Annotated in this window: 11 protein-coding genes and 1 pseudogene; 3 read left to right on the top strand and 9 right to left on the bottom strand. The window is 75.4% G+C overall.

Going from position 1 to position 11,584, the window contains the following annotated elements:
- Nucleotides 1-243: 243 nt before the first annotated feature.
- Nucleotides 244-642 carry a YchJ family protein gene (locus MCBG_RS03680; RefSeq protein WP_043323878.1) on the top strand — a complete coding sequence of 133 codons (399 nt, stop codon included), beginning with the start codon at nucleotides 244-246 and terminating at the stop codon, nucleotides 640-642.
- A gap of 97 nt (nucleotides 643-739) precedes the next feature.
- Here MCBG_RS03680 and MCBG_RS03675 read toward each other — a convergent pair whose 3' ends face one another.
- The 6 genes from MCBG_RS03675 to MCBG_RS33615 all read right to left on the bottom strand — a co-directional run bounded on the left by MCBG_RS03675 (nucleotide 740) and on the right by MCBG_RS33615 (nucleotide 7,041).
- Entirely contained in the window at nucleotides 740-1,129 is a 390-nt protein-coding gene (locus MCBG_RS03675) for a DUF2267 domain-containing protein (protein WP_043323876.1), read from the bottom strand.
- A gap of 89 nt (nucleotides 1,130-1,218) precedes the next feature.
- A complete protein-coding gene (locus MCBG_RS03670) occupies nucleotides 1,219-3,081 on the bottom strand; it encodes a transketolase (protein WP_051610934.1) in 1,863 nt (620 codons plus the stop codon).
- Between the two features lie 81 nt (nucleotides 3,082-3,162).
- Nucleotides 3,163-4,392: an MFS transporter gene (locus MCBG_RS03665; RefSeq protein WP_043323874.1), complete on the bottom strand. Its 1,230-nt coding sequence runs from the start codon at nucleotides 4,390-4,392 to the stop codon at nucleotides 3,163-3,165.
- Nucleotides 4,393-4,595: 203 nt separating this feature from the next.
- Nucleotides 4,596-5,600, bottom strand: a complete 1,005-nt coding sequence (locus MCBG_RS03660; protein WP_043323872.1) for a mechanosensitive ion channel family protein — start codon at nucleotides 5,598-5,600, stop codon at nucleotides 4,596-4,598.
- Between the two features lie 73 nt (nucleotides 5,601-5,673).
- On the bottom strand, nucleotides 5,674-6,681 hold the full coding sequence (locus MCBG_RS03655; protein WP_043323870.1) for a hypothetical protein: 1,008 nt from the start codon (nucleotides 6,679-6,681) through the stop codon (nucleotides 5,674-5,676).
- A 54-nt stretch (nucleotides 6,682-6,735) separates the two neighbouring features.
- Nucleotides 6,736-7,041: a hypothetical protein gene (locus tag MCBG_RS33615; protein ID WP_223201049.1), complete on the bottom strand. Its 306-nt coding sequence runs from the start codon at nucleotides 7,039-7,041 to the stop codon at nucleotides 6,736-6,738.
- A 62-nt stretch (nucleotides 7,042-7,103) separates the two neighbouring features.
- On the opposite strand from MCBG_RS33615, the gene MCBG_RS33610 reads away from it, so the two are divergent.
- The gene (locus MCBG_RS33610) at nucleotides 7,104-7,337 is read left to right on the top strand and encodes a hypothetical protein (protein WP_223201048.1); all 234 of its coding nucleotides are present in this window, start codon (nucleotides 7,104-7,106) and stop codon (nucleotides 7,335-7,337) included.
- Nucleotides 7,338-7,739: 402 nt separating this feature from the next.
- On the top strand, nucleotides 7,740-7,868 hold the full coding sequence (locus MCBG_RS34690) for a hypothetical protein (protein ID WP_255358578.1): 129 nt from the start codon (nucleotides 7,740-7,742) through the stop codon (nucleotides 7,866-7,868).
- Nucleotides 7,869-8,218: 350 nt separating this feature from the next.
- Here the strand turns inward: MCBG_RS34690 and MCBG_RS33605 are convergent.
- The 3 genes and pseudogenes from MCBG_RS33605 to MCBG_RS03635 all read right to left on the bottom strand — a co-directional run.
- Nucleotides 8,219-8,905: pseudogene (locus tag MCBG_RS33605) on the bottom strand (serine/threonine-protein kinase); the annotation flags it as partial.
- Between the two features lie 292 nt (nucleotides 8,906-9,197).
- Nucleotides 9,198-10,508: a CehA/McbA family metallohydrolase domain-containing protein gene (locus MCBG_RS03640; protein ID WP_223201047.1), complete on the bottom strand. Its 1,311-nt coding sequence runs from the start codon at nucleotides 10,506-10,508 to the stop codon at nucleotides 9,198-9,200.
- Between the two features lie 522 nt (nucleotides 10,509-11,030).
- Nucleotides 11,031-11,471, bottom strand: coding sequence for a DUF4395 domain-containing protein (locus MCBG_RS03635; RefSeq protein WP_043323868.1), 441 nt, complete (start codon nucleotides 11,469-11,471; stop codon nucleotides 11,031-11,033).
- Between the last annotated feature and the right edge of the window lie 113 nt (nucleotides 11,472-11,584).

The following is an 11,584-nucleotide window of genomic DNA, read 5'->3' as shown; positions in this document are numbered from 1 at the left end:
GCCACACGGCGGCGAAGCCGCCACCGGACAGCGGGCCGCAGTCGGCCACCTCGACGCCGGGCCCGAGCGAGGCGGTGAGGTATCGGCGGACCTGATCGGGGTCGAGGACACGCTGAGTCGGACTCACGCTCATGGTCCGGGGAGCCTACTGGGTTGAGGTGTAAGGAGGGGCCCCCTGTTAACGCCTCCGGTAGAGGAAGGGCCCCTTGTTAACACCTCTCCGAGGCTTGGGAGAATCGCGGCATGGCGAGGCGGGGTGAACGGACGGCGGCATGCCCGTGCGGCACCGGCCGGCCGTACGCGGACTGCTGCGCCCCGGTCCACCGGGGCGAGGCGACGGCGGCGACCGCGGAGGCGCTGATGCGGTCCCGGTTCAGCGCGTTCGCGCTCGGCGACGCGGCCTACCTGCGGCACAGCTGGCACCCCAGCACCCGGCCCGACCGGCTGGAGCTGGACCCGGGCACGCGCTGGACCCGGCTGGAGATCGTGGAGACCGGTCAGGGCGGCCTGTTCGACAGCGCCGGTACGGTCCGGTTCCGGGCGCACTACCGCGAGGGTGGCCGGGCGGGTGTGCTGGCCGAGCACAGCCGCTTCGCCCGCGAGGACGGCCGCTGGGTCTACCTGGACGCGCTGCCCGAGTGACGCCTCCCCGGCGCCGACGCGCGCAGCCTGCGGCGGCGGGTGTTAACAAGGGGCCCTTCCTCTACCGGAGGCGTTAACAAGGGGCCCTTCCTTTCGCCTAGGCCGGGCGCGGGGCGGGCTGGGCCAGCTCGGCGATCTCGCGCGGCAGCTGGGACAGCGCCCGGTTGAACTGGGCCGGCCCGACCACCCGGTGCAGCGCCTGCAGCACCGCCCGCGCGCCGCGCTCGGCGTCGGACGGTGTCGCGCCGGAGCGCTCGGCGACCCGGCGCAGGAACTCGTCGTACCCGAAGACCTCCGGGTCCTCGACCCGGGCGCGCGCCAGCAACGGACGCAGCTCGTGCGCGACGTGCGCGGACAGGTCGTCGGCCTCGCCGCCGCTGATCCGTTCGGCGAGCGTGCGCAGCGTCGCCTCGGTCAGCGCGCGGGCCGTCTCGACCGGTACGCCGGCGCGGGCGGACACCCGCGCGTAGAACTCCGGTTCGGCCATCGTCTGTCCTCCCGTCGCAACGGCAGCGTGGCTACCCGCCGCCGGCCTCGGCAAACACCGCCGCTGACCTGGCCCCGGCGAACAGGCGTTCAGGCCAGGGCCCGCGCTGCCGAGACGATCGCGCCGACGCCGATGCCGGCCCGGTCGAACTGCTGGGCCGGGGTGCCGGAGCCGGGCAGCCCGCGTACCGCCAGGTGGTTGACCCGGGACGGTTCGCCCAGGTCGGCGAGCGCCTCCAGCACCGCTGAGCCCAGCCCGCCCTCCGGGTAGTGGTCCTCGACCACCACCAGCCGCCCGCCGGTCTCCACCACGGTCTCGGCGAGGCGCTGCCGGTCCACCGGCTTGATCGAGTACATGTCGATCACGCGCGCGTCGATGCCCTCGCGGGTCAGTTCGTCGGCGGCGGTGAGGCAGAGGTGCACCGTCACGCCGGTGCCGAGCAGCGCCACGTCGCCGCCGTCGCGCACCATCCGGCTGCCGCCGATCGGGAACGGCTCGCCGTCGTCGTAGAGCACCGGGTACTTGCCGCGCGTGGTGCGCAGGTAGGTGATGCCCGGGTGGTCGGCCATCTGGGCGACCAGCGCCGCGCAGGAGACCGCGTCGGCCGGGCTGAGCACCGTGGAGCCGGGCACTGCGCGAAGCGCCGCGATGTCCTCCAGCCCCATCTGGGACGGGCCGTCCGGGCCGATCTCGACCCCGGCGTGCGAGCCGACCAGCGCGATGTCGGCCCGGGACACCCCGGCCATCCGGATGAAGTCGTACGCCCGGGACCAGAACGCGGCGAACGTCGCCGCGAATGGCCGGTAGCCGCGTACCGCCAGGCCCACCGCCGCGGCGGCGAGCTGCTGCTCGGCGATGAACATCTGGAAGAACCGATCGGGGTACGCGGCGGCGAAGCTCTCCGCCCGGGTGGAGTCGCTGACCTCTCCGTCGAGCGCGACCACGTCGGGCCGGGCGGCGCCGAGGGCGCGCAGCGCGTCGCCGTACGCGTTCCGGGTGGCCACCTTCGTCCCGCGCTCGTACCGGGGCAGCTCCGGCTGCCGGTGCTCGGCGGCGGCGGTGCGCGGCGCGGCGGGAGGTTTCGGTCCGGCGACCCGGATCCGGCGGGGGCCGCCGAGCGCCCGTACGGCCCGGTCGGCCAGTTCCGGGTCGAACGCCTTGCCGTGCCAGGCCGGGTCGTTCTCCACCTCCGGCACGCCCTTGCCCTTGACCGTGCGGGCCAGCACCACCGTCGGCCCGGTGGCCTCGAGTGCCTGCCCGTACGCCTCGTCGATCGCGCCCAGGTCGTGGCCGTCGACGACGATCGCCCGGCAGCCGAACGCCTCGACACGACGCCGGTAGGTGTCCAGGTCCCACTCCAGCTCGGTGGGGCCGCGCTGGCCGAACCGGTTGACGTCCACGATCGTGGTGAGGTTGCGCAGCCCGTAGTGCCCGGCCTTGTCCAGCGCCTCCCACACCGATCCCTCGGCGGTCTCGCTGTCGCCGCAGAGCACCCAGACGTGCGCGGGTGACCGGTCGAGGTACTGGGCGGCGAGCGCCACCCCGACGCCGACCGGCAGCCCCTGCCCGAGCGAGCCGGTGGCGACGTCGACCCAGGGCAGCACCGGCGTGGGGTGGCCCTGCAGGCGCGACCCGGCCTGCCGGTACGTCTCCAGCAGCTCCTGCTCGCTGATCGCGCCGGTGGCCCGGAACACCGCGTACAGCAGCGGCGAGGCGTGCCCCTTGGAGAGGATCAGGTGGTCGTTGCCGGGGTTGCCCGGGTAGGACCAGTCGTAGCGCAGGTGCCGGGCGACCAGCACGGCGAGCAGATCGGCGGCGGAGAGACTCGATGTCGGGTGCCCGGAGCCGGCCATCGTGCTGCACCGGATGGCGTCCACCCGGAGTTGGGCGGCCAGCTCCGCCAGCCCGGTCAGGTCCTCGTCGCGCAGTGTGCGCTCTGCTTCCAACGTCACCGCGATCGTCTCCCCGGGGTCGCCGATTTTCCGGACCCACGCTAGGCCGCGAACGCGACCATTGGTCCCTTTTCTGGTGATTCATGCTCGACCGGTGAACAGCCACAGCGCCACCAGCAGGTACGGCAGCACCGCGACCGCGAAGGCAGCCGGGTTGCCGACCGCGCCGGCGAGCAGCCCGTACCCGGCGTAGAAGGCGACGATGGTCAGGTCGGTGGCCATCCCGGCCAGCGACGTGACGGTGGCCCGCGCCGACCCGGCGATCCGGGCCTGCAGCCGCACGTCGGCGAGCACTGTAGCGAGCTGGAACGCGGCGAACGCGGCGGCCAGCAGCACGAACCCCGCCGGGTGCCGCAGCAGCGCCCCGGCCGCCGTCGCGCCCGCCGCGAACACCAGCAGGCCCGCGTACCCCCGGTGGGACAGCCGCTCGCCCAGCGGCGCGAGCAGCCCACCCACAGTCATCCCGGCCCAGACCAGCAGGAGCAGCAGCGGTACGCCCACCTCGGCCATGCCGGTGTCGGCGGCCAGCAGCCCGGTGTACTCGTCCAGCCCACCCCAGATCGCTGTCACCGCCGCGACCAGCAGCACGGCGGCCCGGACGCGGCGGTCGGCGCGCACCTCGCGCAGGCCCAGGCGCAGGCTGTCCAGCCAGCCGGGCTCGTCGTCACCCGGCGCGGCACTCGCGCGCGGCCCGTCCGGCTCGCCACCTGGAACCGGCGCGGACGATCGTGGGCGGTGTTCCGGGAAGCGGGCCGCGACGGCTGCCGCCAGCAGGCAGGTCGCCACGCTCGCCGCGCCGACCGCGAGGTAGCCGCCGAGCGCGTACGCCGGCCCGGCGAGCACCCCGGACCCGACGGCGCCGAGCACCTCGGCGGTGCGGGCCCGGCCGATCAGCCGGGCGTACCTGTCGGCCGCACCGAGACGCTCCAGCTCGGTGAAGACCAGTGCCTCCAGCGCGCCCGAGCGCAGCGCGCCACCGGCGCCCCACAGCAGGAAACCCACGGCGAACGCCGGGTAGGACGGCAGCAGCACCCAGAGCGCGAAACCGGCGGCGGCGAGCAGCGGCGCCAGGCACAGCAGCAGCCGGCGCGACACCGTGTCGGCCCACACCCCGGAGGGCACCTCCAGCACGATGCCGGCGGCCGCCCAGAGCACGAACAGCGAGGAGATCTGCCCGACCGACAACCCGGTGTCGGCGAACAGCAGCACGTAGAGCGGGTAGAGCAGGACGAGGTCGGTGAGGAACGCGTACCCGTAGAGCGTCGCCGCCAGGCGGCGGGTCGCGGGTACGCGGGCAGGAGCGACGAGCATGGGACCTTCCCACGGGACGTGACGGACACCGGCCGGAATGCACGGCGTCCGCGGCGGCCCGCGGCCTCGTCGCTCAGTAGGGCATCAACATCGCCAGGTCATGCCCGGATCCTATCCGCCGCGAGGCGCCCCGGTGGTCCCCCGGCGGGCACGAGATCGGGGCGGGACCGTGCGGTCCCGCCCCGAGTGTCACTGCCGCCAGGTCAGCGGCGGAACTTCTCCACGTCGGCCTGCGGGATGACCATGGTGGCCTCGCTGTCCGCGGCCTGCTCGGCGGTCGGCTGACGCGGCGTGGCCGGCTGGGTGCGGTCGGAGTCCGCGTACGCCGGAATGTGCTGCGTGGCCTCCGCCGGCACCGGCTCGGTGGCGTCCGCACCGGCGGCGGCCGGAGTGGCCGGGTACGCGGGGACGGGCTGCGTACGGTCCGCCTCGGCGTCCCGGCTCACCGGCTGGGTCAGCTCGGAGTCCGCGTACGGGCCGGTGGCGGCCAGGCGGGCCTCGACGTCGCGGCGCCCGGCCTGGTACGCGCGGGCGTGCGTGGCGATGGTGCGCGACTCCTCCTCGGCCCGGGTCAGCCAGTTCTCCCAGCGGCTCTGCATCGGCCGGACCAGGCCGCCGCCGACACCGACGACCAGGATGCCGCCCACGGTGGCGAGCACCGCGATCAGCACCGGAGTGGTGACAGTGGTGGCGACGCCGATCTGGTTGAGCGCGGCGATGACGCCGAGGCCCAGGATGAACACCGAGGCGAGGTTCGCCAGCACCCGGCCGTAGGAGAGGCCGCCGAGCGCGCTGGAGATGATGTCCTTCACCGCACGGGCGATGGCCGCGGCGACCACCACGATGACGATGGCGACGAACGCCCGGGGCAGCCAGGCGATCACACCGGCGATCAGGTCGGAGATCGGGTTGGGGCCCCAGATGCCGAACGCGAGCTGGAGCGTGACCAGCAGCACGCCGTAGTAGGCGAGCTTGGCGACGATGTCGCTGGCGTCGTACTTGGAGCGGGCCAGCGCGGTCTTGATGCCGCCGCGCTCGACGGCCCGGTCGAAGTGGACCCGCTCCAGCACCTTGTCCACGAGCTTCAGCACGGCCTTGGCGATCAGCCAGCCGGCGATCAGGATCGCGACGAACGCGACCGCCTTGGGCAGGAACAGCATCACCGAACGGAACGCGTCGCCCACCGCGTCCCCGAAGTTGTCTCTCATCGAAGGGCCTCCACGTACGTGGTCCAGGTTTGTTCGGGTGGGGCTACCCGGACCCGCGCGCGGGGAAACGCGGTCAGCCGCCGGGACAGCGGTATCTGACGCGGGTGCCGGCCTGCATCGGCGCCGGTTCGATGATGTTGACGGTGGCCGTGCCGACTGTCGTGCCCACTCCGGAGAACGTCCACTCGAGGGTGAGGGTCGCGGTGTGCTGCCCGCTGCCGACCCGCTCGGTGAGCACCGCGCCGGGCGGGCCGTCCGAGCGGAACCACTGGTAGCGGATCGTTCCGGCGCGCCCGTTGGTCCGTACCGTGGCCACCACGTCCACCGTCACGTCGCACGCGACACCGGCCGGCCGGTTCGCCGCCACCGACACCTGCTCGACCTCCATCGGGCGCAGCCGCTGCCACAGGTAGAGGCCGACAGTGAGCAGCAGCGCGGCGGTGAGCAGCGTGGACAGCACCGAGACGACACGCCGCCAGACCGGTCGCGGCCGGATCGGGGGCGCGGTCGGCCAGGGCGGCGCGGGCGGCGGCGTCACCGGCACGCCCGGCCCGAAGCGCAACTCGCCGCCGGGCGCGGGCGCCGGGACGCCGCTGGGCGCCCGCGCGCCCACGGTCCGATCCGGGTACGCCCCGGCGCCCGTCGCCGCCGGCGGCCCGCCGGCCTGGTGCCCATGCGGTACCCCGGTGGGCTGCCACGAGACGGTCGGCTCCACGCCCGGGCCCCTGGCCGGCGGCACCGGCCGCAGACGCACTGTCGCCTGCCCGGTCACGGTGCCCGGGGCCGGAATCGGAGCCGTTGCCGGAGCCGGAGCCGGACTCAGGTGGACGGTCGGCTCGGCATCTGGCGAGCGGTCCACCTCCGGCCGGGCGAGTGGCACAGTGGGTTCCGCGCCGTCCACGGCCAGCGACACCGTCGGCTCGCCGTTCACCGCAGACAGAGAAACGGTCGGCTCCGCCTCGGCGGCGGCGCGGGGCGCGACGAGGTGGACTGTCGGCTCGGCGGCATCGGCGTCCCCGGGCGGGGTCACCGGCAGGGCGCGGGTCGGCAGCGCCTCGGTGGGCTCGTCGGGCCGGGTCACGCCGGACGTCCCCGGAACGGGCTGCGGTGCTGGGCAGCGGGCACTGTCGTACTCCTAGCCGGGGGTGCAGTCGTGGTAGAGCGTCACGTACACCGGTGACGCCGAGGTGGTCGTGTTGCCGGCGGCGTCGGCGGCGGTGACCCGGATCGGGATGCGGGCGCTGCGCTTGGGCGTGGACAGCGGGCCGAGCGTGCCGGTGAACACGCCGCGGCCGGCGGCGGCCATCCGGACCGTTCCGGTGGCGCCGTCGAGGGTGTAGCCGAAGGTGACGGTCAGCGCGGCCGGGGAGCTGCGGTCGTCGGTGACGGTGGCGGTGACGGTGCTGCTCTTCGCGCCGTAGGGGCAGCCCTTCGGGTCCAAGCTCGCCGGGGTCGGCGCGTACCCCGTCCACGACCGGCGCGGTCACGTCCGGCGGTGGCGGGGTGGTGCTGCGCGACGCGCTGGGGGTGGGCGTGCCGGCGCGGGTCGGCGACCCGGTCCGGTCCGGGGTGGCGGACGGCGCGGGCGGCGGTGACGCGGTGGGCGGGGTGGGTGTCGGCGACGGGCTCGGCGTCCCGGCGGCGGTCGGGTCCGGTGTGGGCGCGGTCGTGGTGGCCGGGGCGGCGCTCGCCGGGCCGGTGGGGGCAGCGGCGTCGGTGCCGTCGTTGGCGGCGTAGCTGTAGCCGGCGCCGCCGGCCACGACGGCGGCGGCCAAGGCTCCGGCGGTGAGTGCGGTACGGGTGCGGCCCTTGCGGAACAGTCCGCGTCGCCCGGAGCGCGCGCCGAGCGCCGTGTCCGCCACCGCGGTGTGGGCGACGGCGGTGGCCCCGTCGGCCCGCTCGGGGAACGGCCACAGCGCGGCCAGCAGCGCCGCCCGGCGGCCCAGCTCGCGCAGCCCGCGTTCCTCCCACTGCGGGCCGTAGCCGGCGCCGGCCACCTGTTCCAGCAGGCCGAGGAACGCCTCGGCGGACTTGGACCGAAAGGCGCTCTCGACGCGCTGGGGTTGAGCGTGCCGGCGCGGGTCGGCGACCCGATCCGGTCCGGGGTGCGACGGGCGGGCGGCGTGACGCGGTGGCGGGGTGGGTGTCGGCGACGGGCTCGGCGTCCCGGCGGCGGTCGGGTCCGGTGTGGGCGCGGTCGTGGTGGCCGGGGCGGCGCTCGCCGGGCCGGTGGGGGCAGCGGCGTCGGTGCCGTCGTTGGCGGCGTAGCTGTAGCCGGCGCCGCCGGCCACGACGGCGGCGGCCAAGGCTCCGGCGGTGAGTGCGGTACGGGTGCGGCCCTTGCGGAACAGTCCGCGTCGCCCGGAGCGCGCGCCGAGCGCCGTGTCCGCCACCGCGGTGTGGGCGACGGCGGTGGCCCCGTCGGCCCGCTCGGGGAACGGCCACAGCGCGGCCAGCAGCGCCGCCCGGCGGCCCAGCTCGCGCAGCCCGCGTTCCTCCCACTGCGGGCCGTAGCCGGCGCCGGCCACCTGTTCCAGCAGGCCGAGGAACGCCTCGGCGGACTCGGGCCGCTCGTCGGGGCGCTTGGCCATGCCGTGGCGCAGCAGCTCGTGCACCGGCGGGGGCGCCGCCTCGGCGGGGATCGGCGCCAAGGCGTGCTGGTCGCGCAGCGAGAGCAGGTCCGGTCCCTGGTACGGGGGCCGGCCGGTGAGGCATTCGAAGAACGTGGCGGTGGCGGCGTAGACGTCGCACGTCGGGGCGGCGGGGGCGCCGGTCCACTGCTCGGGGGCCATGTAGCGGGGCGTGCCGGAGACAGTCGTGTCGGAGCCCTGGCCGACCGGCATGGCGATGCCGAAGTCGGCGAGTTTGCTCAGCCCGGCGCCGGTGACGAGCACGTTCTCCGGTTTGTAGTCGCGGTGCACGACACCGCGGGCGTGGGTGGCGGCCAGGCCGGCGAGTGAGCCCTTGAGGACGCAGAGCGCGGCCTCGGGCGTGGTCGGGCCGTGCGCGCGCAGCATCTGGCGCAGCGACACGCCGTCGACCAGTTCCATCACGATGGCCGCGCCGTGCGGGCTCTCCACGTACTCGTAGAGGCGGCTGACGTGCGGGTCGTCGATCTCGCCGAGCAGCCGGGCCTCGGCGCGGAACGCGGTCCGGAACGACGAGTCCTCGCCCAGGTCGCGGACCAGGTACTTGATGGCGACCGGGGTGCCGGTCCGGTCGTGGGTGGCGAGCACGACGCTGCCGGACGCGCCGGCGCCGAGCCGGCGGACCGGCGTGTAGCCGGACAGTTCCCAGCCGCTCATGCGACAGACTCCACCGCGTCCCACGGGCGGGTGTCGGATGCCGCCTCGCTGGTCATTCTCACCGGGCCGGGGCGGCCGGCCATCGGCGCAACGGCTGCTTCCGGCCGCCGGTCGGCGGCCGGGCGCCCGCGCGGCACGGCGCGGCGCGGTAGGTGGTCGGTTTCGGACACACCGCCACGAGTACCAGATCCCGGCAACCACCCTCACCTCGTTGATCATGAGGTTGGCGTGGACAAAAGGGACCGACATCGCCGTCAACTTCATGATCGACGGAACAGGCGGAGGGTGGCGGTCAGAAGCGGCGGGTTGGGGGGATGCCTGCGGGCGGAGGGGTGCGGAGCAGCCAGATCGGGTTGCTGGCGCCCACGATCTCGCCCTCGCGGTCGCGTACCTGGGTGCGCACGTACGTGCCGGCGCCCCCACCGGCTGGTCGTGCCAGCCCGCCCGCAACTGCCGCCACGGGACCCCCCCCGACCCGGACCGCCGGAGTCGGGTCCGCGACACCGGCCCGGTCGACCTCGCCGGTGACCACCTCCAGTGTGGCCCCGGCGGGCAGGTCGGTGGCGCGCAGCCGCACCGTGACGGTGTCCTCGGCGAGCACGGCGAGCGCGCCCATGCCGCTGCGGCCACCGAGTTCCAGGTCCAGCGCGCCCCGGTAGCCGGCCAGGTCGGCGAACCACGCCTGCCCGGCGCGCAGCGCCGCTACCAGGTCGTCACGGCCGGTCGAGGCCGCCCAGACGGAGGTGACGTTCCGGTCCCGGCCGGCCCGCCAGTCGGTGCCGTCGTGGTCGTCGGTGACGCCCACGGCGGTCAGCGGGATCGCGTTGCGGGCCGCCACGTCGTACGCCCAGAGGTAGTCCTCGACCGGCCGGCGCCCGATCTCGATCAGGTCGACGCCGAGCGCGTTGCGGCTGACCAGCAGCCGGGCCAGTGACTCGCGGCGTTCGGTGTCCAGCGGATGGTTCCAGCAGACCACCCCGCCGTGCGAGTGCAGGAACTCCACCATCTTCTCGGTGGCCTCGACGTCGTTGTCCCGGTACGGCGGGGACGGGAAGCTCGGCAGCGTGCCGTCGCCGCCGAACCAGTTGAGGTGCCGCACCATCGACACCTCGTACGCGCGGTGGTGGGTCACGCCCGGGTACGCCCCGTCGTAGCCGCGCAGCACCTCGGCGCGCATCTCCTCACCGGCCTGCCCGGCCCGGCGGGCGCGGTCGAAGACGAGCCGGTCCACCAGGTACGCGCCGCGCGCGCCTTCTGCCACCGTGACGCCGAGGCGCAGCCCGCGCAGCGAGTTGTCGCCCGCCACCAGGTCGGGCCAGAGCCGCCGCACGTCGGCGAGCAGCTCGAACGTGTGCCGCTGCCAGGCGCCGGCCGGGGCGGGCCGCTCCACGGTGCCGAAACGGCCGTCGACGGAGTGCCGGACCGTGTCGACGCCGCCGAGGCGGTAGCGCAGCACGAGCTGCCCGGCGGGGCGGCCGGTTCCGGCGGGGTGGTGCGACAGCGCGATCTCGACGGTGAGCGTGGCGTCCCGGCCGGCGGCTTCGGGGCGTACGTCGAGGTGCAGCGTGTGTCGGAGATGTTGGAGGTGTGCGTCCAGTTCCACGCCTTGCCGCGTACCAGTGGGCGCCGGTCCCGGCGGCGACCAGGCGCAGCGCGCGGCCGGGACCGTCAGGGGCGTCGGGGACGTCCACGAAGTCGGCCGGCCGACGCGGTGAGCCGCCCCTCGGTGGCCGGCTGCCACGTCCAAGGCCAGCCCGCCCTCGCGTTCCTCCGGGCCGTCGAAGTGGACGACCCCGGCGGTGGTTCGTGGGCGGGCGACCCGGAAGTCGTGGTCGGTCCCACCAGAGCACGTCGACGGCGTTGCGGCGGGCCTGGTCGAGGTGGGCGGCGTAGCTGGCCACGCCCTCGCTGAACGAGGCGTGCAGGTGCATCGCCATGCTGATCGGCCGCCGTCCGCGCGGCGCGGGCGGCGGTGGCCGGTCGTTCGTGGCGGCCAGCCCGACCGGCACGCCGATCCCGGCCACCGCGAGTCCGCCCGCCGCGACGAGCACGCTGCGCCGGTCCAGCCGTGCGCGACCTGCCATGCCCCTCCCCCATCCGCCGGGGCCAGCGTACGGGCGGGCGGTCAGCGCGGGGGCGCCGCCACCCGGCCGGCCAGCGGCCGCCCGGTCAGACGGCGGATCGTCAGGTACGCCTCGCAGCCGAGGCAGAGCCCGAACGCGGCGTTGAGGAACGCCGCGGCCAGCGCCGCGCCGGTGGCGGCCAGGCCGAGGGCGGGCATCCCGGCGAGCCAGCCGGCCGCGCCGACGACGCTGAAGACCAGGCCGACGAGCTGGGCGAAGCGCACCGGGGCGACCGGCTCCAGCTCCGCCGGCGGGTCCAGCCGGGGCGCCACCAGGGCGCGGAACAGCAGGCCGTACGGGCCGAGGCGCGGGTTGAGGGCGGTGAGCGCGAACACGACGGCCTGGGCGAGCAGGAGCAGCCCGGAGCCGGTGACGAGGACGACGGCGAGGACGACTGTGGTGAGGACGGCGGCGAAGCGCGGTCCCCGGGGGTCGAGCAGCATGGGGTGGGTCCGTTCGTGCGGGGGCGGCCGGTCAGGCGGGACGGACCGGCGCACAGAGGCTCGCGGCGAGCCGCCCGTGGTCCACCACCCGGCGGCGGGTCAGCCGTACGCCG

The organism is Micromonospora sp. M42, from assembly GCF_000568915.1.
Lineage (GTDB): Bacteria > Actinomycetota > Actinomycetes > Mycobacteriales > Micromonosporaceae > Micromonospora > Micromonospora chalcea.
This window is presented reverse-complemented; position numbering and strand designations above follow the sequence as displayed.